Raw genomic sequence first — 22,487 nt, forward strand, 5'->3', positions numbered from 1 at the left:
AAAGTAGTATCTTGCGGGAAATTTGAAGGATGAACTGGGAACATCTCCTCTCTTTACGCCGCTTTGGCGATACTCATAAACGACTTCGGAAGGAACAGGACGAGACCCGTCTCGGCTTCGAAGTAGACTATGACAGGATAATATTTTCTTCTGCTTTCAGAAGCTTGCAGGATAAAACCCAGGTCATCCCCTTATCAAAAACAGACTTTGTTCATACCCGCCTTACCCATAGTCTTGAGGTTTCTGTGGTAGGACGTAGCCTTGGAAGGAGTGCCGGGAAAGAAATAATTTCTCGCTATCCTCATTTAAATCAGGTTCACGGATACCAATTCAATGATTTTGGCGCTATTGTAGCGGCCGCAGCACTGGCCCACGATATAGGGAACCCACCCTTCGGACACAGCGGTGAAAAGGCTATCGGGGAATTCTTTCAGGCCGGCCCCGGAGTGGCCTATAAAAAAGACCTCAGTGAAAAGGAGTACCAGGACCTGGTCGACTTTGAGGGAAATGCCAATGGGTTTAAGATACTTACAGAATCCCGGAAAGGGGTAGAAGGAGGACTCAGGCTTAGCTATGCTACCCTGGGAGCTTTTTTAAAGTATCCCAAAGAATCCCTGCCCAAAAAACCAACAGCGCATATTGCTGACAAGAAGTACGCATGTTTTCAGGCGAACACTGAATTTTTCCGGGAGGTCGCAGATGAGCTAGGCCTGCTCAGCAGGGAGCATCCAGGTAGTTTTTCAAGACATCCCCTCACATTCCTGGTGGAAGCGGCAGATGATATTTGCTATACCATTATCGACTTTGAGGATGGGATTAATCTGGGACTGATCCCCGAGGACTACGCCCTGGAATACCTTATCAAACTGGTAAAGGACAGGATAGACACCAAGAAGTATCACCGACTGGCCCATATGGAAGATCGGCTGAGTTATCTCAGGGCACTGGCGATCAGTACGCTTATCCAAGATGCAACCCGGGTCTTTATGGAACATGAAACTGAAATTATTAAAGGGTCATTCAGTACGGTATTATTGGAGAAAAGCAAGTACAAAGCCCAGGTTGAAGACATCCTTTCCCTCAGTGCAGAACGGGTTTACCGTTCCCAGGAGGTAATCGAAAAAGAAATAGCCGGGTACAGGATTATTTCAGATATCCTTGAGGCGTATTCAGGGGCCCTGGTGCGGACTAAAAAAGGGAAAGCCACTAACTATGACAAACTGATCCTGACCACCCTCCCCGAAAGGTTCAGGGATACTTCAGGATCCCTTTACACCCTTTTACTTCAATGTTCCTGCTATGTAGCCAGCCTGTCAGATAGTAGCGCAGTACATATCCACAATAAGATTACCGGGAAACAACTTTAAAAATTGTAGCTGAGGCCAATGGCGAGTAGCTGCCTGAATTGTATTCGGGGTACGCCGGGATCAATGACCGTTCCGTCGTCTGCAATGTTGGCATTAAAACGGATGTCATCGTCATAGATGATCTGGGTGCCAAAATTCGCTTTGAGAAATTCATTTACGGTAAATTCAAAGTTGAGTTCCCAATCGATATCCACATTTCCAAACGAGCGTAAATAGTCTGTATAAAGGCTCAATCGGTGATCCAGGGTGACATTTTCCCATACGGGTGTCTTCCACTCGTTGGTTACCGAAATTCCCACTTCAATAAATTTGTTTTCTCCCTCCGTCAGGATATTTCCTGTAGAATCCCGTACAGCTTTTTGCACCCCAAAGGCACCTTCATTGGCCAGCTCCTGATCAAGAACAAAAGTTGCTTTTTGGGTTAAGGGAGAAAGGTAGAGGTTGAAATTCTTTCCCTCAGGGATATAGGAGATACCCGCCCCTACAAAAAGATATCCCGGAGACATAAATCGGGATATGGGGGCAGAGCGGTCCGGATATTTATACCCGTTAGAAAACTGGGTATTGAACTTAACCTTGGCAGAATAGTACCAGCTGGTTAAGGTATCTTTTCGATAGCCAAAACTTGATGAAAAACGAATCGCATCCTCGGTTTTTCGCAATTTTTGTCCTTCCTGTACATTCACCCCGTACCGCAGTACCAAATCGTTGTTCCATTGTACATATCTGAACTTGTAATTTCGTACAAATTTGGCGTTTGCAAGGGCCGAGAAAGCGTTGTCTCCCCCTGCGTTCCAGTTGACGAAGGCAACTTCGGAAAGATTGAGTCCAAGATTGTTTTCCACTTCCCAAAAAGATGGGATTTTAAAACGGTTAAACTTCCTGGTGCGGGGTTTTGTTCTTTTAAAGGAGATCACCGGGTTGGTAAGATTTACTCCCCTGGGAATATATCTTATTTTTTCTGGCGTAGCGCGAATCACAATGGTGTCTATCACCGTGGTATCGGGCTCCTGAGAAGGCGGAATAGTATCCTGGGCAGCTACTTTGGATTGAAGACCAAAGACGAAGAGAGATAAGATAAACAGCTTAGCGAACTTCATGCAGTAATTTAATTAGGCATCGGGTAATAGCTTCCTCATCGATATGGCTCAGCTCGAGCAACTCTTCTACTGTTCCCTGTTCAATAAAGGTATCCGGTAGTCCAAGTCGTTCCACCTTTTGGGAATAGCCATGCTCATTTGCAAATTCCAGAACTGCACTTCCAAAGCCCCCTGCCAGGCATCCGTCTTCCAGGGTTACAACTGAGTTATACCTTTTAAATACACCATGCAGTTGTTGCTCGTCTAAGGGCTTTACAAAACGCATATCATAATGACCAATTTCTTTGGGATGCCCCAGTCTTTTTAATACTTCTGTGACTTTATTTCCCAGGTGGCCTACAGATAAAACTGCTATGGACGTCCCTTTGGCAAGTTCTCTTGAAGACCCAATTGGTATCCTCTCAAAGGAGGATTGCCAGGATTCCGTATTACCTCTTCCTCGGGGGTATCTTATGGCGAGGGGCCGGTCAATGCCCAACTGGGCGGTAAACATAATATTCCTCAACTCCATTTCATTCATGGGGGCAAAAATGGTCATATTCGGGATACAGCGCAAGTAAGCCAGATCGTAGGCACCATGGTGGGTAGCCCCATCCTGACCTACCAATCCGGCCCGGTCAATACAGAAGATAACGGGGAGACTTTGAATGGCAACATCATGGATCACCTGATCATAGGCCCTTTGCAGAAAGGTGGAATAAATAGCGCAAAAGGGAACCAGTCCTTCTGCTGCCATCCCAGCAGCCATGGTAACGGCGTGTTGCTCGGCAATACCTACGTCGAAGGCCCGGTCGGGAAATGCTTCCATCATGTATTTCAGGGAACTGCCTGTGGGCATGGCAGGAGTGATCCCTACTATATTTTTATTTTGTTTTGCAAGTTCCACCAGACTATGCCCAAAAACGTCCTGATATTTTGGAGGCTGTTCTGAAGCAGTTTGCTTTGCCAGTTCTCCGGTATTCCTGTCGAATTTACCTGGGGCGTGGTATACGATCTGGTTTTCCTCTGCTTTTTTCAGTCCTTTCCCCTTGGTTGTGATCAGGTGCAGGAGTCTTGGACCTTTCAACTTCCTCATTTCCCGGAGTGCATTGATTACCGCTTTGAGGTCATGACCATCAACAGGACCGGTATAAGTGAAATTGAGGCATTCAAAAATATTCTCTTCTTTGGCCGTACCCTTTTTAACGTTGGTAAGGTATTTCTTTAAGGCCCCCACGCTAGGATCGATACCAATGGCATTGTCATTTAGAACTATGAGTACATTTGCGTCGAGAACTCCCAGATGGTTCAGGCCTTCGAAAGCCATTCCGCTTGCGATGGAGGCATCTCCAATTACGGCGATATGTTGTCTCTCCTTATCGCCTTTGAGTTTGGCTGCCAGGGCCATCCCAACAATAGCGGAAATGGAAGTGGAGCTGTGGCCGGTGCCAAAAGCGTCAAATTCACTTTCGTCTCTTTTAGGAAAGCCACTCAGCCCCCCCAATTGGCGGTTGGTATTAAATTGTGATCTTCTTCCTGTCAAAATCTTGTGTCCATAGGCCTGATGCCCTACATCCCAGATCAACTTATCCTCAGGAGTGTTAAAGACATAGTGCAGGGCAATGGTTAGTTCAACAACGCCCAGACTAGCCCCCAGGTGACCTTCTTTAGCAGCAACAATATCGATGATAAATTCCCTGAGTTCCCTGGTTAGTTGCGGCAACTGTTCCTCAGCGAGCTCCCTCAGGTCTATGGGATATTGTATGTTATCTAAGAGATTCATGGAAGGAACAAAGGTACATTAATTCGCATTTGAAGTGGGATGATGCTTGGATGAAAATTGTATTTTTGACGCTGTGGATCTCATTCTCGACGATACGTATTTTATGAAAAAAGCCCTGCAGGAGGCTGAGGTGGCTTTTGAGCAAGGGGAAGTCCCTGTTGGTGCGGTTATTGCCGTGCAGGGAAGGATCATCGCCCGTGCCTACAATCAGACAGAAAAACTCAATGATGTAACTGCCCATGCCGAGATGCTGGCCATAACAGCAGCCGCGAATTTCCTGGGCGGGAAGTATTTATACGATTGTACCATGTACGTCACTCTGGAACCCTGCCTGATGTGTGCAGGTGCCTTGTACTGGAGTCAGATACCGAGAATTGTATACGGGGCTCCGGATCCCAAAAGGGGATTTTCCGTTTCCGGCGGTATACTGCATCCAAAGACGATCCTTACCGGCGGTATTCTGGAGAAAGAGTCGAACGCCCTTTTAAAAAGATTTTTTATCCAGAAGCGAAATCTCAATTAGACACAAAAAAAACACCCGTTTTATACGGGTGTTCTGTTTCTTTCAAAATAAAATATATCAGTTGACCACCTGTACCTGGGCGGCAACCATTCCTTTTCTCCCTTCTTCTTCCTCGTATTCTACTTTGTCTCCTTCGTTCAGTTCCACTCCGTTAAGGGCGGTAGCGTGAACAAAGATGTCCTTTCCGGTTTCGTCGTTCGTAATGAATCCATAACCTTTAGATTCATTGAAAAATTTTACTGTTCCAGTCATCCAATTAAGATTAATAAATAATATGTGTAATACTAAAATATGGAATTTTGGGCAGAAGCCGTAATGGAATGAGGAGAAATTGCCTGATTATTAGCGTTTTTTGGTCTTTTTTTCTTCAATATCTCGCATTTTTCTGATGTTCTCTTCGTTCAGCATATAATCCTTTACATTCTTCCCCTTGCTTTCTTTCAGAAGGAAGAGTGGCATGGCGATAAGGAACAAACCAACCGTCCCAAAGCCTATATATTTGTTGCCTGTTGCAGGTTGTTCTCCCACGATGATAAAACCGTAGATGATGGCTCCCAGGGAGAGAAGAACAATGGCTGTGATGATATATTTAGTCTTTATAAGCATCCTATTTTGTAAAATTAATCAGTTTGCGTCTGTATGCCGTCAAAAGTTTAGATTTTGAGACAAAACCGTAATATTTTCCATCTTTGATAACGGGTAAATTCCATGCGCTACTGTCCTGAAATTTTTTCATGACCGCCTGCATAGTGTCGGTTTCATAAAAAATATGTTCCGGGGCTTTGTGCATTAGTGTTTCAACAAAAAGTTTGTCGTAAAGACTGGTATCAAACATAAAATCACGAACATCATCCAGCAAAACAATCCCTACCAGTATACCTCCTTTGTTGACTACGGGGAAAATATTCCGTGTTGATTTAGCGACCGACTGATGCAACATTTCCCCAAGGGTCATATCCTGATTGACGGTTTTAAATCCTTTTTCAATCACATCGTCTAAATGCATCAGGGTAAGAACGGTCTGGTCTTTATCATGAGTGATCAATGCTCCGGCTTTTGCAAGTTCACGGGTGTAAATGGTATGGTCCATAGCATTCTTTGTTATGAGATATGAGATGGCCGAGGTGATCATCAGGGGAACAAAAAGCTCATATCCACCTGTAATCTCAGCGATAAGAAAAATGGCTGTCAGGGGTGCGTGTAATACCCCTGCGATCAGGCCGGCCATGCCTATCAACGTAAAATTACTCTCACTTACCGTAAATCCGATGCCAATATTGTTGATCACTTTTGCGACTACATTTCCCAGGGCACTTCCCATCACCATAGTTGGGATAAATATCCCTCCTGCACCTCCTGCGGCAAAAGTAGTGGTCATAGCCACCGCTTTAAAGATGGTGATCCCAAAAAGCAGGGCAATGACAACCCATATGTTGGAAGTATATTTATCAAATGGGGTTTTACCAAGTGCTTCCAGTGAATTACCATCCAGTAAATGGTTGATAAACCCGAATCCTTCCCCGTAAAGAGGAGGGATGAAATATAACATGATCCCAATTGCGATACCCCCAACCAACAACTTGTATTTTGGACTTTTAAATCGTTTAAAGAATTCAAGGATGCCGAAGTACATCCTCGTAAAGTAAATGGAGGCAAAGGCCGTTCCCACGCCCAGTAGAATATAAAAAAGCGTATCCCTGATCTCAAATTTTTCGGTGACATTAAAATTGAAAAGGGTTTCGTCACCCAGGAAGAAATAAGAGGTGAGTACGCCAGAAATGGAAGCAAAGAGCAAAGGCAGCAAAGAGAGCATGGTAAGGTCGAGGCTAAATACCTCCACTGCAAAGATAATTGCCGCAATGGGGGACTGAAAAATGGAGGCTATGGCTCCGGCTGAAGCGCAGGCTATAAGCAAGGAGCGCGTTTTGGCATTGATATGCAGGAATCTGGATAGATTTGAACTCAGGGCAGAACCCGATGCCACGGCAGGACCTAAAAGTCCGACAGAACCCCCGAAGCCAACTGTGAGAGGGGCCGTTATCAGGGGAGTGTAGATTTTTTTTATGGTGATAATGCCCTTCTTCTTTGACATTGCCAGAAGGATAGAAGAAATAGCATGTTCGAGTTTCTCTCTATGCACATATTTTACATAGAGATATACGAGGGTAAGGCCAATAATGGGGCTTATAAAATAGAGCTGAGTACTGGTAAAGGTGATGCCTTCCTCTACGAGTGATTCGATAAAGTAGGTGGTATTTTTAAGGGTCACTGCAGCCAATCCGGCTAACAGACCAACCACTACACTCATGATATGGATAAAGGTCTTATTGGAGATATTTTTATACCTCCAGCGATAAAACCTGGCGAACAGAATTTTGATCTGTCTTTGCATTATGGAAATTAAACATCAAATGTATGACAATTCACAGCCTCGTTACACCAACCCTGCCCATTAGAGCTTTTTAAACTAAAAAAGCAATTTTTACTCCTCTCTCAGACGCAGGTTCAATTCGATCAGCTGTGCATTATCAATAGGTGCGGGGGCGTCAATCATGACATCCCTGCCACTATTGTTCTTGGGGAAGGCGATAAAATCCCGGATCGTTTCCTGCCCTCCGAGAATAGCCACCAGCCTGTCAAGACCAAAGGCAATACCCCCATGGGGAGGCGCACCGTACTGGAAAGCTTCCATTAAAAATCCAAACTGTGCTTTCGCTTCCTCCTCTGAAAATCCGAGGTGCCTGAACATGATACTCTGCACTTTTTTATCGTGGATCCTGATAGACCCACCGCCAATTTCATTTCCGTTAAGGACCAGGTCATAAGCGTTGGCCCTTACCGCATCAGGATCGGTATCGAGCAATTCGAGCTGTCCTGGTTTAGGGGAGGTGAAGGGATGGTGCATGGCGTGATAATCCCCTGTTTCCTCATCTTTTTCCAACAAGGGGAAATCAATAACCCATAAGGGAGCAAATTCGGATGGATTTCTCAAACCCAGCCTTTCTGCCATTTCCATTCGCAGGGCACTGAGCTGGGTACGTGTAGTATCGATGTCGCCGGAAAGTACGCAAATAAGGTCTCCGGCCTTAGCGCCTGTTGCCTCTGCCCATTTTTGAAGATCTGATTGTTCGTAGAATTTGTCTACTGACGACTTAAAGCTTCCATCTTCATTGCACTTAACGTAAACCATGCCTTTCGCTCCCACCTGAGGACGTTTAAGCCAGTCGATGATACCATCAATTTCTTTTCTGGTAAAGGAGGCCCCTCCGGGAACTGCAATTCCAACGACTAATTCTGCTGAATTAAATACGTTGAATTCCCTGTGTTGCGCGAGGGTATTCAGTTCTGCAAATCGCATATCAAACCTGATATCCGGTTTGTCATTACCATATGTTTTCATGGCCTCATCATAGGTCATCCGGGGAAAGGTATCTACTTCCACCCCTCTTATCTCTTTGAGCAAATGGCGAGTGAGACCTTCAAAGGCATTAAGGATATCTTCCTGTTCCACAAAGGCCATTTCGCAATCGATCTGCGTAAATTCAGGCTGTCTGTCGGCTCTCAGATCTTCATCCCGGAAACACTTCACTATCTGGAAATATTTGTCGAGCCCTCCAACCATCAGCAGTTGCTTAAAGGTTTGAGGGGATTGGGGTAAGGCATAGAATTCACCTTGGTTCATTCTGCTGGGGACTACAAAATCGCGTGCCCCCTCCGGGGTTGATTTGATCAGATAAGGTGTCTCCACCTCGATAAATCCATGTTCAGAAAGGTATTTCCTCACCTCCATGGTAACCTTACTCCGGAAAATAAGCTTGTCTTTTACAGGATTTCTACGAATGTCGAGATATCTGTATTTCATCCTGAGATCTGTACCGCCATCGGTTTCATCTTCAATCGTAAAAGGAGGGAGTAATGCGGGATTAAGTACAGATAATTCCTTAACTAGGATTTCTATATCGCCTGTTCCGAGTTGCGGGTTTTTAGAGGTCCTCTCAATGACCTCTCCCTTTACCTGGATGACAAATTCGCGGCCCAGTTTCCTGGCTTCGGCCAGTAGTTTTGCCGGTGTCCTTTCTTCATCAAAGACCAATTGGGTAATGCCGTATCGGTCTCTTAGATCAACCCAGACCACAAATCCTTTATCCCGTACTTTTTGTACCCATCCGCTCAGGACAACATCAGTCTTAACATCCTTTCCTCTTAACTCTCCGCAAGTATGAGTTCTATACATTGAAAATCTGAATTTTAGCTGCGGCAAATGTAAGAAGTAATGCGTTGAACCCCCAATTTATGATTGTATTTTAGGGATAATTTTATCCCCTGAATTCAAAAGAAATTATTATAAGATTTTGTAATTATAATATCTTCCTTACCTTGGAATATCAATAATCTAACTCAAAACTTAATTAACATGAAACAAAAATCACTTGGAAAGACATTCCTATGGTTGTTTCTCGCCTTACCCATATTAGGGTTTTCGCAGGGGACGGTTAGCGGGAATATTACAGATTCCAATTACGGAGACCCTCTGGCGGGGGTAAATGTCGTAGTCAAAGGAACCTCTCAGGGGGCTATTTCCGACTTCGACGGGAACTACTCAATCAGCGTAGCCAATTTTCCTGCTACCCTGGTTTTTTCATCTCTAGGGTATGAGACCAAGGAGGTGACAGTAGAAGGACCTACTACTTTAAATGTATCGCTCGGAGAATCCGCAACCGGACTTGATGAAGTGGTCGTTACTGGTCTGGGAACTTCCATCAAACGTAGTAATCTGGCGAATGCCGTGGCTACTGTGTCTAATGAAGAACTTGTAGGGACTACTGCACAGACCACCTTAGATGGGGCACTTTACGGGAAACTTACCGGGGTGAATATTACCTCTTCTTCAGGGGCTCCCGGTGGGGGATTTGCCTTGAGACTCAGGGGAATCTCATCCATCAACGGAAATAACCAACCTCTCTATATCGTAGACGGGGTGTATGTGAATAATGCGGAAATTCCTTCCGGACTGCGTTTTGCCTCCGGTGCCAACAGGGGAAATGAAGAAAACTCAGCCAACCGTATAGCCGACCTGGATCCTAATGACATCCAGAACATAGAAGTACTTAAAGGTGCTTCTGCGGCTGCCATCTACGGAACTCGGGCGAATGCCGGGGTTGTGATTATCACCACCAAAAGGGGAAGCCAGGGAAAAACTGAAGTTAAGTTTAGCCAGGACACTGGGTTTAATACTATTATAAATAAACTGGGACTAAGGCCCTGGACTGCCCAAAGTGTAGAAGATACATTCGGTGCAGCTGAGGTTGACCTGTACAACCAGGCCATTGCTAGTGGCGGACTTTTTGATTATGAAGACATCATTTACGGAGAAACAGGATTAATTACCGATACGCGTATTAGCGCAAGTGGAGGTGATGAAAAAACCAAGTTCTATGTGGGCGCTTCTTACAGGGATGAGGAAGGTATTATTAAAAACACCGGCTTTAATCGTTTTTCTCTAAGAGCTAATGTTGACCATACAATTTCAAATACGTTTAGCTTTTCGGCTTCTTCCAATTATGTGAGGAGTAGCTCAAGCAGGAGTTTTACAGGAAATGAGAATGAGGGAGGTCTGAGTTATGGGTATACCCTGGCATTCACCAGACCATGGATCAATTTGTTCCCGGATGATACTGGGGCTTATCCGGATAACCCTAACTATTCAGGAAATCCCATTTTCGTGAGGGATCAGGCCGTGAATGAAGATAAAAACAACCGTTTTATACAGGGGATTAAGTTAACCACCAATCTTTTAAATACAGGAGATGACGCTGTTAAACTGATCTTCAATGGAGGGGCTGATTTTCTGGCAAACGAAACCTTTGTGTACGTTCCTGAGACTCATCAGGCACAAAGAGGAAATCAAAATGGATTTATCGGAGTAGGGAAGAATAACTTTACCAATTTCAACTATCAGGGAATTGCGGTCTGGAATCGCAATGCGATGGGAGGTGATCTGGCCCTTACTTCCCAGGCAGGTATTTCCTATCTGGAACAACAGGCCGATCTGATCTTTAACCAGTCGACACAATTAATTCCAGGTCAGACCAACCTAAGTCAGGGTTCTGCTCAAGCCATCACCCAGACCACTTCAACGGTTAAGGAATTTGGGTATTTTGCTCAGGTTGAAGGAAATTATCAGGATCAGTTGATCGGTACCGTAGGGTACAGGTTTGACAAGTCGACCCTCAACGGAGACCCCAACAAGTTTTACGGTTTCCCAAAGGCATCGCTGGCGGTGAACCTACATAACTTCGATTTTTGGTCGGATGGAGTTTTCCAAAGATTAAAAATTAGAGCAGCATACGGAGAAACAGGATCTTCAGGAGCTTTTGGTTCTGCATTTACAGGGCTAAATCAGGTTTCTGTAGGTGGAATTGGAGGTTCTTCAATCTCTGCATTAAAAGGGGATCCGGATATAGAACCAGAAACTTCCTCAGAATTTGAGGTAGGTTTTGATGCCGGACTTTTTAATAAGGTAAATCTGGAAGTTTCTTATTACAACAGGGTTGTAAGTGATCTTCTTTTGAGTAGGGTTCTGCCCACTTCAACAGGCTTTGGTTCGGAAACGACAAATCTAGCCGACTTAAAGAACGAAGGGTTAGAAGTAGGTATAACTGTTAACCCTGTTCAGAATGAGAATTTCTTCTGGAGTTCAAATATCAACTGGTGGTTTAACCGTTCTGAAGTGACAAGGTTGGATGTACCTGCCTTTCCTCAACCAGGAGCAGGATTTGGTCTGGGCCTTGGAACCTTCTACATTGAAGAAGGAAAGCCGGTTACTCAGTTGGCAGGTAATGTTAATGGAGTACCTACCCAGATAGGAAATGTTGAACCCGACTTTCAGATGGGATTTTTCAATAATTTTACCATCGCCAAGCAGTTTGATGTATCCTTCCTTTTACAATGGAAAAAAGGTGGAGATAACCTCAATCTGTCCAGACTACTTACAGACCTTGGGGGCACTACTCCGGATCTAGATACCCCTGAGGGTATAGCTCGAAATGCTTCTCCTATTGCTGCGGTAAGGTTTGTAGAACCGGCAGGATACTTAAGACTAAGGGAAGCGGCAGTTTATTACAGATTGCCTTCAAGCGCCCTTGCCTTCTTCGGAGATGCGGTTACAGGAATAAAGCTGGGAGTATCGGGTAGAAATATATTCACCATTACAGATTACAGCAGCTACGACCCGGAAACTTCCACCAATGGAGGTGCCGGCTTGTCTTCAGGGATAGAGGTTACACCATTCCCAAGTACCAAGCAGTTTTACTTTCATTTAAATGTTAACTTCTAAAAAAATAGCAATGAAAATCATACATAAATATAAAGCAATAGGAGGTTTAGCACTTTTGATACTCTTTGGTGCTGTAATCACCGCTTGTTCTTTTGATGAACAAGTAGATCCCAACAGACCCAGTCTGGCCGGGGTCCTTACCGATGCTTCTCAAAACCAGCTCAATAACCTTGTTGTAGGGGTAGAATCGGCTATGCGTAATTCGCTGGCTATCCAGACAACGGGTTCGGGAACTATGGCAAGAGAATTGTATCTCTTTGATGCAGATCCCAGAAACACCCAGGATTTACTTGGCGCAAATGGGATTTCCCTGGATAATAACTCCTTTTATTCTACTGCTCCCTGGGGTGGGCGTTACGTTTCTATCAAGAATGCAAATATTCTTTTGGAATCTGTAGAGAATACAGAGCAGGTAACCGACACTCAGAAAGCGGGATATAGAGGGTATGCCAAGACCATAATAGCCTTTGAGCTTATCGAAGTATTAAAGTCGTACAACCGCGCACGTATCGACGTGGCCGATCCGGACAATCTTGGACCTATTCTGGAATTTGATGCGGCCCTGACGGCCGTAAGAGCCTTGCTGGATGAAGCATTGACCGACCTGAATGGAGCGGGGGCAGAATTCGCTTTTCCCCTTGCAGGCTTCTCAGGGTTTGATACTCCCAGTGGCTTCGCAGAATTCAACAGAGCAGTAGCTGCTGTTGCCGCTGTGTATGCCGGGGACGGAAATGCAGCCTTAACGGCTCTTTCTAATTCCTATTTTGATCTAGCTGGCGACCTGACTATCGGACCCAAGCATGTTTATAGTCTGGATAGTGGGGACTTTACCAATGGGCTCTTTAAGATTCCGGATAATAACGGAGACCAGATCATTGTACATCCTTCGTTTATTGCCGATGCTGAAGCTGGTGATACCCGAGTTGATAGCAAAACGCTGATTCGAGCTAATCCTACAACTCAGGACGGACTTTCAGGAGATTACCAAACGGCCTTGTACGCATCAAATATTTCTCCTATAGATATGTTGCGGAATGAGGAATTGGTTCTTGTATATGCCGAGGCTAATATTTTGGCCAACGATCTGTTTGAAGCGGAAGATGCGATTAATGTCATCAGAAACTCTGCTTCTTTACCCGTTTATACCGGGGCATTGACTGCAGAGGCATTAACCACAGAGATGTTGAATCAGAGACGCTATTCTCTCTGGTGCGAAAATCACAGGATGTTTGATCTGAGAAGGTATAACCTTTCCAATACCTTGCCTATCGACAGAGCAGGAGATCAAGTATTTAATACCTTACCGGTGCCTTTATCGGAAAATGAATAAACTGATCTGATTATCAATGAAAAGGCCGCCCCGATGGGCGGCCTTTTTTATTTGATCAGGCGGCGATATCAGCATCGATCTTTTTCAGATCGGCCTTCTTGTCTTTCTGAAAAAATAATTTAATCCGATAGGTGATATTAAACAATACCGGGACAATGATCAACGTAAGGAAGGTAGCGATGATCAGACCGAATATAACGGTCCAGGCCAATGGCCCCCAGAAAATCACATTATCACCTCCTACATATATTCTGGGATCTCCGGTGGAAAATAAGGAGAAGAAATCGATATTTAATCCCACAGCAAGCGGTATCAAACCAAGAACGGTAGTAACTGCCGTAAGGATTACAGGTCGTAACCTGGCTTTCCCTCCTTTTACAATGGCCTCTGTTACATGTTCGAGCGGAAGCAGGTTGTAATCATCTATACCCAGGGCAACTTTTTTACGATCGATAAGTATCTGGGTATAATCTAAGAGAACCACTCCATTATTCACCACAATTCCTGCCAGCGCGATAATTCCCATCATGGTCATCATAATCACAAAAGGCCATCCTGTGAGCATCAACCCTCCAAAAACCCCGATAAAACTCAGGAAAATAGCCGTCATAATGATGGCTGGTTTGGAAATTCCTCCAAACTGGAAAATCAGGATCAGCATGATAAGACCCAGTCCCGAAAAGAAAGCACCCACCAGAAATTGCATCTGCTTATTCTGCTCTTCGATCTGACCGGTAAAGTCGAGTTGTACATCTGCAGGCAGATCTTCAAAATTTTCCATTTCTTTCTGAATTTCCGCTACTATGGCTCCTGCGTCGGAAAAGCCGGGTTTTAATCCGGAATAAACTGTTACCACCCGTTTATTATCCCTGTGTTTGATAGCACTAAAGGAGGAAGTATTTTTCTGACTAGCCACGGCAGAAACAGGAATCTCCCTGATCTGGCCTGTAGCCTGATCCCTGAAGATGATATTCTGATTAAACAGGGCACTTTTATCATATCTCAGGTCTTCTTTAAAGCGGACATTGATATCGTAATCTTCCCCATTCAGTTTATATACCCCGGCCTTTTCACCGAAGAGAGATCTTCGTAATTGCTGTCCTACCTGACCAACACTGACGCCGAGCTCCCCGGCTTTTTCCCTGTCGACTTCAACGTTCATAGAGGGCTTACCCTTATTGACATCAATCTTTAGTTCTTCTATTCCTGCAATATTTTTCCGATTGATAAAATTTCGGATGTTTTCAGCAGTATTGATGAGCACATCGTAGTCTTTTCCTTCCAATTCTATATTGATGGGATAGCCCGATGGGGGTCCTACCGCATCTTTTTCAACGGAAATAGATACGCCCGGATAAATCCCAATGAGGTTGTCCTGGATGTCTTTTCTAAGTCCTTCGGAATCGATCCCATTCCGATATTTAAATTCCCTCATAGACAGGGTAATTTTACCCCTGTGGGGCATTTCTGCGGAAGAGCCACCATCTGTATATGGATTTCCTGCTCCTTCGCCTACCTGTGAAACTCCTGAGGATATGAGAAAATTATAATCTCCATCGGTGTATTTGGGCTTGTTGGCAATGGCGTAAACCCGGTCCTCAATGGCTTTGGTTAGTTCATTGGTCTTTTCAATCGCCGTTCCCTGAGGGTACTCTATGTATACATTAACCTCGTTTGGGGTATTGTCTGGAAAGAACTCTACCTTCGTACGGCCACTCCCCAGGGACAGTCCGAAGAGCATGATGGTGCCGATAAGCAACAATACAGTTATTACTGAAAACCAATAGACATTTTTCCCCCTTAGCGAAAACTTAATTTGCCGCTCGTAGAAATTTTCAAACCTAACCAAGGCCGTACTCTGAAACTTTTTTGACCATTTTTTTATGCCGTATTTGTACGCCCAGAATAGTATGGCCGTTAAGATCATAACACTGCCAAGGCCTCGCAAACTACCTCCGAAGATGAGGATAAAAACACCAATTCCCGTAAGGATTGAACTGGTCCTGATCAGTTGCTTTCGGGTAAGTTCTTTTTCCCCTACTTCCATAAAGCGCGAAACCAGCATGGAATTCATAAATATGGCGACAAAGAGCGACGACCCCAGAACCACAGAGAGGGTAATCGGGAAGTAAATCATAAACTGCCCGAATATTCCTGGCCATAATCCGAGGGGGACAAAGGCCGCTACTGTAGTAAGGGTAGAAACAATAATGGGGAAGGCGATTTCTCCTATTCCTTTCTTGGCAGCTTCAATTCTCGACATGCCCTCCTGTTCCATAAGGCGGTAGACATTCTCTACGACGACAACCCCGTTATCCACCAGCATACCCAGTCCCATAATAAGACCGAAGAGGATCATCGTATTGAGGGTATAGCCCAGGAATGACAGGATCACAAAGGACATAAACATGGACATGGGAATTGCAAAGCCAACGAATAGTGCATTTCTGAATCCCAGGAAGAACATCAGCACTGTCACTACGAGAATAATCCCGAATATGATGTTATTTACAAGGTCGTCTACCTGTCCCAGCGTTCTGCTCGAGGAATCGTTAGCCAGGGTAAGGGTAAGGTCTTTTGGATAATAATTATCCTCAGCTTCTCTTACGAGTTGCTTAATATCGTTGATCGCTTCAATGGTATTCCGCCCGGATCTCTTTTTTACATCCAACATTACCACATTATCGCCGAATTCCCTTGCAAAGGTGGTTTTGTCCTTTTCATCAAATGAAACTTTAGCGATGTCCTTGAGGTAAATGGCACCATTTTCAGATTTAACCACAAAGTTGTTCAGATCTGATGGATTTTCTATTTCCCCGAGAATTCGGATCGTCCTTCTTTGATTAGTGGTTTTGAGGTTGCCGGCAGACATGGTCATATTTCCATTGGAAATAGCCTGTAGTACATCCTGGAAACTCACTTTGGCAGCCATCATTTTATAGACATCCACGGCCACCTCCACTTCTTTTTCCTGTGCGCCCCGAATATCGACTTCTTTGACCTGAGGGAGGTCTTCTATTTTCTCTTCCAGATATTCGGCATATTCCTTCAATTTTTCAACCGGATAATCCCCGGTGAAGTTGATATTGATTATGGGGATTTGTTCAGCGAGATTCAGGTCGAAAATATTGGGTTCTACCTTTGCTCCGTTAAACAATGGCCAGTCCTCGCTGGCTTTTTCCACATCTACTTCATCCTTTACCTTTTGTTTGGCTTCCTCAACTGAAATATCCTCATCAAATTCAGCAGTGATAATACTGTAATCCTCTTGAGATGTTGATGTGAGTTCAACCAGATTACTCACATTTTTAATGCGGTCTTCAAGGGGATCGGTGATTAATCTTTCTACATCCTCAGCGGTATTCCCTGGATAAGGAGTACTGATATAAACCTTGGTCTCTACTACTTCAGGAAAATCTTCCCTGGGAAGCTCCATATAGGACGTATACCCTAAATAGAGAAAGATTGCAATCATCACATAGACCACAGATGGGTTGTCAATTGCCCAGGAAGAGAACCTGAATTCCTTATCGGCGTTCTTTTTTTGTCTGCTCATTGTAATTCCTACTTAATGATTTGAACGTCTTGGTTATCCTTTACGCTTCTGGCTCCCTCCTGAATAATCAGATTTCCCTGCTGAAGTCCACTCAGGATTTCTACATACCTGCCTTGAGTTTTCCCGGTAGTGACTACTCTCTTTTTGGCAGTACCCTTCATTTCTTCGTCGGGATTATCCACTATAAAAACATATTGTTCTCCTTCTGCATTTTCGGAGATGACACTTTGTGGAACCAGCAGGGCATCCGCATTGCTGTAGTCGTTGATCATTACCCTTGCCGTTAAATTGGGTTTTATTCTGCCTTTGGTGTTTGGAACCGGGATCTCTACACTAAAAGAGCGGTTGTTTGGATTTATAAAATTACCAGCCTGCCTGATGCTGGTCTGAACAGAATCTCCCAGGACGGGGAAGTAAACCTGAGCTTTAGTGCCTTCTGCCACACTGCCCACATAGGTTTCGGGTACATCTACGTTGATATACATGTTGCTGAGGTTCACAATTCTGAAAATTTCAGAGCCCGGTCCTGGCGAAACCACGGTACCCTGATCTTTGATCACATCGTCAATAATCCCGGAAAAAGGAGCTCTGATAGATGATTTTCCCAATTGTTGTTCAACCTGTTGCACATTATTTGCGATGGCTTCGTAGGAGGTTTTTGCCTGGAGGTATTGTATTTCTGAACCGATATTCTGCTCCCAAAGTCTTTTCTGACGTTGGTAGGTGGTCTCTGCAAGTGCCGCCTGGGCTCTCAACTGTTCCAGCTGATTGGCCAATCCTCCATCATTTATTTTTCCGAGTAACTGTCCTTTTACAACTCTGTCACCTTCTTTGACATAAACCCTTTCCAGACTTCCCGCCATCTCTGGATAAATCAAAACATTTTGCTTGGTGGCTACATTTCCCTGCAAGTCTAAATAATGTTCAAAATTCTGTGGATTAACCTCATAGGTATTTACCAGGGGAAACCTGGTGTCAGCATCCAGAATTGCTATTACGGAGTCGAGTTTACTGACCTGTTCGTTCAACGACTTCACTTCTTCTGAAAGGCTCAATTTTCTCGATCGTATTTGTTCCAGATCTCCACTGCTGATAAGGGAATCAAGAGAGTCATTCTGGCTTTCCCCGCACGACAGGAGCAGGAAAAAGAGTGTCAGGATTGATATACTAGTTTTCATTTTGGTTATGGATTAAAGATCTGTTCTTAGTTGTTTGCGATTACTTCTAATTCGGTTTTGGCATTGATTACATCTACCATTGATTGCAGATATTCTTGTTGCGCACTGTATAGCTGAGTCTGGGCTTGCCTGAGTTCAAAACTACTGGCGATCCCTTCTTTGTATTTAATTTGATTTTTTCTTTCAATGCGCTCAGCCAGATTCAGGTTTTCCTGAGTGGTATTGTATTGTTCAACAGCCAGCTGATAATCGCTTTTTGCTTTTTCCAGCTGTAGTCTGATTTGTTCCTGTGTTTCTTTGAGTTGGGTCTTAGCTTTTTCCAGGGCTATTTTTGCGCGCTGTGTACTGGCACTACGTTTCAGAGAACTAAAAATCGGGATACTTAAGTCGAATCCTAAAATAGAGGAATCGAACCATTGTTGTTCACTGTCAAAAAAAGTGAAGGAATCGCTGAAGGCAGTGGAACCGTAATTTAAAAAGGCATTTAAAGTAGGCAATGCCCTGCTTTTAGCGAGCTTCAACTCGTAATAACGCTGCTCATTGAGATTATTCACAAGTTTAAAATCTACATTATTTTCCATGATAAACGGGGCATCTAAAATGGTGGGGTCTACATAGGCCTGTGCGAGGTCATTGAGATCTTCGGACAATTGTGTGGGTGCATCCAGGGGAAGACCCATGACCAGATTCAGCATCTGAAGTGTAATTTTTTCCAGGCGCATGGCATTATTCAACTGACTCTCAACCGTGGAAAATGTGATCTGTAGCTGTTCTACACTTTCTTCCTCTGCCAATCCGTTCTCATATAGTTTCTGTGTTTCGTACAAGTTGTCGTTTAGTGCATCCAGATTATTTCTAAGGATACCCACTGATTCCTTGGCCAGTAATACGTTCCCATAGGCTTCAACCACGGCCTTGCGCACTTCCTGTGCTGTTTTTTCCTTGTTGTTTTGGCTGTAACTCAAAAAGGCCTTTGTAGCCTGAACTCCTACAATATAGGAACCATCAAATACCTGCTGCCTAAGTGTGGCAGTCGCCGTCGCCTGTTGGGGTTGTCCAAATACAATGGGCACAAAATCACCTGGATCACCCCCGACAAACTCGGCGGGGATCAGAGAAACAGGTTGTTTTAGAAAATTCTGATAGCTTACATCTCCTGTAATCTGAGGTAGTCCTGACGCTATGGTTTCCCATTTTTGTTTACGGGCGTCTACAATATCCCTGTCGGCATTGAGCGCACTGTAATTGTTTTCTAAGGCAAAAGCAATGGCTTCGCTCAGAGTAAAGGAAGTGGGTTCATCCTGGGAGAATCCCGAGTAGGACAAGACTATCAGCATTATAAATAAACGAGTGAGTTTCATTTATTTTTGATTTGAGTGAATAATTTCATTTAATATTTTTCTTCCCTGGGGGGTAACGATTCCCCTGAGGTGGTATTCCAGATAGTCGTCCATCAGCTGCGATTGAGGGAATTCATCTTCAGGGAAAAGGGTGTGATCTTTTATACTGGTTACTCCTGAAAAATAAATTCTCGCAATAAAATTAATATTCAATGACGAACGATAAATTCCCATGTCTATCCCTCTTTTTACATTATCCACGACACAGTTTTGCATAAGCTCAAATTGCTTCATTCTGAGCGTTTTATGAATTTTAGGATAGTATTTTTGCAATTGGAATTGGGGAGAGGCCTTTTCATCTTTAAGGTGCTTCATTGCAAATTTCTTGATCTCATAGAGTTCTTCAATCGGATTCTTCTGCAGGCTGCAGATGCCGTCTATCCCTTGTGAAACAGTATTGAATAGTTCAAGTGTACAGGCCTCAACCAACTTGGTTTTATTGTCAAAATGAGAATAAATAGTCTTTTTAGAGATGCCCATTTCATGAGCCAGGTCGTCCATAGTGACGCTTTTAAACCCCAGGGACAGGAACAGGTCGGTTGCTTTATTTAATATTTTTTCTCTCATGAGGGGGCAAATATAAATTTGGAAACTTTAAAAACAATAAAAGTTTCCAAAGTTTTACAATAATTTAACACAAACCGTCAATTTGAAATTAATTTCGTTTTTCAGCACAAGGGAGGCAGGCATGTTCTGATTTCTTCTATTTTTGAAAAAAATTGACTATGCAATCTGTAGCATTCTACAGGGATCAGTTTGAGGAATACCTCAGTTCGAGTATTGGGGATCGGGAACCCAGATCCTTGTACGATCCGATGTTTTATATTCTGAAGCTTGGCGGAAAACGATTGAGACCAGTGCTTACCTTACTTTCTGCCGATCTCTTTGGGGGAGAGACAAAGGATGCTTTTAAAGCTGCCATGGCTGTAGAGTATTTCCACAATTTCTCCTTGATTCACGACGATATAATGGATGCGGCTCCACTGAGGCGCGGTAAAATTACGGTACATAAGAAATGGGATATCAACACCGGGATCCTTTCCGGAGATGCCATGCTGATTGAGGCTTATCGCTTCCTTGAAACGTATCCCCCTGAAGTATTTAAGGAATTGACGGTGCTTTTTAGTAAGACAGCCATGGAGGTCTGTGAAGGGCAGCAATATGATATTGATTTCGAGACCCTGGAAGAAGTAAGTGTATCAGATTATTTAAAAATGATCAGGTTTAAAACCGCGGTTCTGGTAGGAACGGCCATGAAAATGGGAGCGATTACCTCAGGGGCTTCAGAAGCTGATCAGGATAAGATCTATAATTTTGGTCTTTATCTGGGAATAGCTTTTCAGTTACAGGATGATTACCTCGATGTATTCGGAGATCCTAAGACCTTTGGAAAGCAAACAGGAGGGGATATAATTGAAAATAAAAAGACCTACCTCTACCTCAAAGCACTTGAAAAAGGAGATACAAATCAGGTACGCGAGTTAAAAGACCTGTTTTCAATTCAACCCAGGAATACAGAGAAGAAGATCAGGCGGGTCATGGAAATCTATGATGAATCCGGAGCGTCAGAGGAAACAAAGCAGGCAATTGCGCATTACACAAACAAGGCGTTCGAGTTCCTGAATCAGCTGGATATTAGTCAGGAAAAAAAAGATATACTCCTGAGTTTTGGTCGTGATCTGATGGGCAGAAAGGTGTAGAGAAAACAACTACCACCATTTCTTTTTTCCACTAATGGCCCAGAAAATATGCCTTCCCAGTGATTTGACAAATGGAATGGGATTTGGAGCCATCATGATATAGATATCCTCATACCACTTAGTTTCTTCATCTAGGAATTTAAAGATGAGCTGAGGTCTCCGTTTTTTAAAAAGGGATTCGAATATAGAATGTCCCAATTCATTATTTCTGTACAATATATTGAGCAGAAACAGGTCGTAGTACCAAAAGCGATTTTTCTTCTGAAAGTTTTCCAGAGAATTCCCGGTTTTGAGATATGCAATCAGTTCTTCAGTTTTTTTGGCAGTATTATTAAAGGTATATCCCGTACTAGGTTTGCTCCATCCACCTGCCGTTCCGATATGGAAAACCCTTTGGGTGTTGTGTTGTGTAAAATCATAGCAGGTCATTGGAATACTTCCTTTTTCTTTTTCAATGATCCTGAAATCTGAACATTTAAATTCATTTACCATATATTCCTTAATAGCCCCTTCATATTCCTTATCCTCCAGAAGATGTGAAGAAAACATGGTGTATTCAACAAGTGCTTCTTTCTCACTGAACGGCAAGACATACATAAATCGTGTATTGCCCTTTTGTGCAACCGAAAAGTCCATAAATGTAGCCTGGTCGGAATTAAATACGGCTTGCTCCGTCTGAACAAACCAGCCTATAAAATGTTGTTGTAGGATAGGATATTTTGCATTTTCCCTGAAGTTGTCATAACTAAACCAACTGTTGAATATTTGTGCTGTACTGAAATTTTCCTGGTCCGTTTTAACCACAACCCTTCCATCTGAATTCTCTTCTATATCTAATACCCTTGCCTGTGTAAAGGTGATGTTGGAATATGACTTTATTCGTGCTAAGTAATGCGAATAAAAATCTATCCCTTTGATCATCTTGTAAGAATATGGTGCGATGTGGTACGACTCTTTGTGTTTTTTTCCTGCAAAGTAAATCTTCTTCCATTCCTTATGAATAAATTCATCAAATGGACCAGTTCCTTTTTCCCAAATACACCAGGTGCGATCGTTTCGGGTTTTATGGTCTTTATCTAATAGGAGAATTGATTTGTCTTTAAAGGCGGGGTCTTTTCCCAATCCATCTGCCAGCATAAGGCCGGCTGCCCCGGCTCCAATGATGATGAAGTCGTATTCTGTCATAGATTACTGAAGAATTGCTAAGGTACGAATATTGGAAGTATTGATCTGGC

General features: G+C 43.6%; 16 protein-coding genes. 5 read left to right on the plus strand and 11 right to left on the minus strand.

Features of this window, described 5'->3' with window-relative positions; all coding sequences use genetic code 11:
- Window positions 1–29: 29 nt before the first annotated feature.
- Entirely contained in the window at window positions 30–1,367 is a 1,338-nt protein-coding gene (gene dgt, locus ACA086_RS02910; protein ID WP_371001851.1) for a dGTP triphosphohydrolase, read from the plus strand.
- Here the strand turns inward: dgt and ACA086_RS02915 are convergent.
- On the minus strand, window positions 1,364–2,467 hold the full coding sequence (locus ACA086_RS02915; RefSeq protein ID WP_371001853.1) for a DUF3078 domain-containing protein: 1,104 nt from the start codon (window positions 2,465–2,467) through the stop codon (window positions 1,364–1,366). The genes dgt and ACA086_RS02915 overlap by 4 nt on opposite strands.
- Window positions 2,454–4,229, minus strand: a complete 1,776-nt coding sequence (gene dxs, locus ACA086_RS02920; protein WP_371001855.1) for a 1-deoxy-D-xylulose-5-phosphate synthase — start codon at window positions 4,227–4,229, stop codon at window positions 2,454–2,456. The genes ACA086_RS02915 and dxs overlap by 14 nt, the downstream gene beginning before the upstream one ends.
- A gap of 73 nt (window positions 4,230–4,302) precedes the next feature.
- Here dxs and ACA086_RS02925 point away from each other — a divergent pair, with 73 nt between their 5' ends.
- Window positions 4,303–4,752 carry a nucleoside deaminase gene (locus ACA086_RS02925; protein ID WP_369748467.1) on the plus strand — a complete coding sequence of 150 codons (450 nt, stop codon included), beginning with the start codon at window positions 4,303–4,305 and terminating at the stop codon, window positions 4,750–4,752.
- A 57-nt stretch (window positions 4,753–4,809) separates the two neighbouring features.
- On the opposite strand, the gene ACA086_RS02930 is transcribed toward ACA086_RS02925, so the two are convergent.
- The 4 genes from ACA086_RS02930 to aspS form a co-directional block, all read right to left on the minus strand.
- Complete coding sequence (locus ACA086_RS02930) at window positions 4,810–5,004, minus strand: cold-shock protein (RefSeq protein WP_369747735.1); 195 nt, start codon at window positions 5,002–5,004, stop codon at window positions 4,810–4,812.
- 90 nt (window positions 5,005–5,094) lie between these two features.
- A complete protein-coding gene (locus tag ACA086_RS02935; RefSeq protein WP_371001856.1) occupies window positions 5,095–5,358 on the minus strand; it encodes a hypothetical protein in 264 nt (87 codons plus the stop codon).
- Window position 5,359: 1 nt separating this feature from the next.
- A complete protein-coding gene (locus tag ACA086_RS02940) occupies window positions 5,360–7,144 on the minus strand; it encodes a chloride channel protein (RefSeq protein WP_371001857.1) in 1,785 nt (594 codons plus the stop codon).
- A 90-nt stretch (window positions 7,145–7,234) separates the two neighbouring features.
- The gene (gene aspS / locus ACA086_RS02945; RefSeq protein WP_371001858.1) at window positions 7,235–8,986 is read right to left on the minus strand and encodes an aspartate--tRNA ligase; all 1,752 of its coding nucleotides are present in this window, start codon (window positions 8,984–8,986) and stop codon (window positions 7,235–7,237) included.
- 180 nt (window positions 8,987–9,166) lie between these two features.
- Between aspS and ACA086_RS02950 the strand changes: the two genes are divergently transcribed.
- Window positions 9,167–12,088 carry a SusC/RagA family TonB-linked outer membrane protein gene (locus ACA086_RS02950; protein WP_371001859.1) on the plus strand — a complete coding sequence of 974 codons (2,922 nt, stop codon included), beginning with the start codon at window positions 9,167–9,169 and terminating at the stop codon, window positions 12,086–12,088.
- Between the two features lie 10 nt (window positions 12,089–12,098).
- A complete protein-coding gene (locus ACA086_RS02955; protein WP_371001860.1) occupies window positions 12,099–13,418 on the plus strand; it encodes a RagB/SusD family nutrient uptake outer membrane protein in 1,320 nt (439 codons plus the stop codon).
- A gap of 55 nt (window positions 13,419–13,473) precedes the next feature.
- Here ACA086_RS02955 and ACA086_RS02960 read toward each other — a convergent pair whose 3' ends face one another.
- The 4 genes from ACA086_RS02960 to ACA086_RS02975 are packed head-to-tail and all read right to left on the minus strand — an operon-like array spanning window position 13,474 to window position 20,119.
- The gene (locus ACA086_RS02960) at window positions 13,474–16,974 is read right to left on the minus strand and encodes an efflux RND transporter permease subunit (protein ID WP_371001861.1); all 3,501 of its coding nucleotides are present in this window, start codon (window positions 16,972–16,974) and stop codon (window positions 13,474–13,476) included.
- Window positions 16,975–16,982: 8 nt separating this feature from the next.
- Window positions 16,983–18,152: an efflux RND transporter periplasmic adaptor subunit gene (locus tag ACA086_RS02965; protein WP_371001862.1), complete on the minus strand. Its 1,170-nt coding sequence runs from the start codon at window positions 18,150–18,152 to the stop codon at window positions 16,983–16,985.
- A 26-nt stretch (window positions 18,153–18,178) separates the two neighbouring features.
- The gene (locus ACA086_RS02970; protein WP_371001863.1) at window positions 18,179–19,513 is read right to left on the minus strand and encodes a TolC family protein; all 1,335 of its coding nucleotides are present in this window, start codon (window positions 19,511–19,513) and stop codon (window positions 18,179–18,181) included.
- Window positions 19,514–20,119: a TetR/AcrR family transcriptional regulator gene (locus tag ACA086_RS02975; protein WP_371001864.1), complete on the minus strand. Its 606-nt coding sequence runs from the start codon at window positions 20,117–20,119 to the stop codon at window positions 19,514–19,516.
- Between the two features lie 158 nt (window positions 20,120–20,277).
- Here ACA086_RS02975 and ACA086_RS02980 point away from each other — a divergent pair, with 158 nt between their 5' ends.
- A complete protein-coding gene (locus ACA086_RS02980; protein ID WP_371001865.1) occupies window positions 20,278–21,252 on the plus strand; it encodes a polyprenyl synthetase family protein in 975 nt (324 codons plus the stop codon).
- A gap of 9 nt (window positions 21,253–21,261) precedes the next feature.
- On the opposite strand, the gene ACA086_RS02985 is transcribed toward ACA086_RS02980, so the two are convergent.
- Window positions 21,262–22,437: a lycopene cyclase family protein gene (locus tag ACA086_RS02985; protein ID WP_371001866.1), complete on the minus strand. Its 1,176-nt coding sequence runs from the start codon at window positions 22,435–22,437 to the stop codon at window positions 21,262–21,264.
- Window positions 22,438–22,487: the final 50 nt, after the last annotated feature.

It is taken from the genome of Muriicola sp. E247, assembly GCF_041358175.1.
In the GTDB taxonomy this organism is placed as follows: Bacteria; Bacteroidota; Bacteroidia; order Flavobacteriales; family Flavobacteriaceae; genus Muriicola.

What these genes read in the sequence shown, in the direction of transcription:
- dgt (WP_371001851.1), top strand. Translation starts at nt 30, where the DNA reads ATGAACTGGGAACATCTCCTCTCTTTACGCCGCTTTGGCGATACTCAT.
- ACA086_RS02915 (WP_371001853.1), bottom strand. Translation starts at nt 2,467, where the DNA reads ATGAAGTTCGCTAAGCTGTTTATCTTATCTCTCTTCGTCTTTGGTCTT.
- dxs (WP_371001855.1), bottom strand. Translation starts at nt 4,229, where the DNA reads ATGAATCTCTTAGATAACATACAATATCCCATAGACCTGAGGGAGCTC.
- ACA086_RS02930 (WP_369747735.1), bottom strand. Translation starts at nt 5,004, where the DNA reads ATGACTGGAACAGTAAAATTTTTCAATGAATCTAAAGGTTATGGATTC.
- ACA086_RS02935 (WP_371001856.1), bottom strand. Translation starts at nt 5,358, where the DNA reads ATGCTTATAAAGACTAAATATATCATCACAGCCATTGTTCTTCTCTCC.
- ACA086_RS02940 (WP_371001857.1), bottom strand. Translation starts at nt 7,144, where the DNA reads ATGCAAAGACAGATCAAAATTCTGTTCGCCAGGTTTTATCGCTGGAGG.
- aspS (WP_371001858.1), bottom strand. Translation starts at nt 8,986, where the DNA reads ATGTATAGAACTCATACTTGCGGAGAGTTAAGAGGAAAGGATGTTAAG.
- ACA086_RS02950 (WP_371001859.1), top strand. Translation starts at nt 9,167, where the DNA reads ATGAAACAAAAATCACTTGGAAAGACATTCCTATGGTTGTTTCTCGCC.
- ACA086_RS02955 (WP_371001860.1), top strand. Translation starts at nt 12,099, where the DNA reads ATGAAAATCATACATAAATATAAAGCAATAGGAGGTTTAGCACTTTTG.
- ACA086_RS02960 (WP_371001861.1), bottom strand. Translation starts at nt 16,974, where the DNA reads ATGAGCAGACAAAAAAAGAACGCCGATAAGGAATTCAGGTTCTCTTCC.
- ACA086_RS02965 (WP_371001862.1), bottom strand. Translation starts at nt 18,152, where the DNA reads ATGAAAACTAGTATATCAATCCTGACACTCTTTTTCCTGCTCCTGTCG.
- ACA086_RS02970 (WP_371001863.1), bottom strand. Translation starts at nt 19,513, where the DNA reads ATGAAACTCACTCGTTTATTTATAATGCTGATAGTCTTGTCCTACTCG.
- ACA086_RS02975 (WP_371001864.1), bottom strand. Translation starts at nt 20,119, where the DNA reads ATGAGAGAAAAAATATTAAATAAAGCAACCGACCTGTTCCTGTCCCTG.
- ACA086_RS02980 (WP_371001865.1), top strand. Translation starts at nt 20,278, where the DNA reads ATGCAATCTGTAGCATTCTACAGGGATCAGTTTGAGGAATACCTCAGT.
- ACA086_RS02985 (WP_371001866.1), bottom strand. Translation starts at nt 22,437, where the DNA reads ATGACAGAATACGACTTCATCATCATTGGAGCCGGGGCAGCCGGCCTT.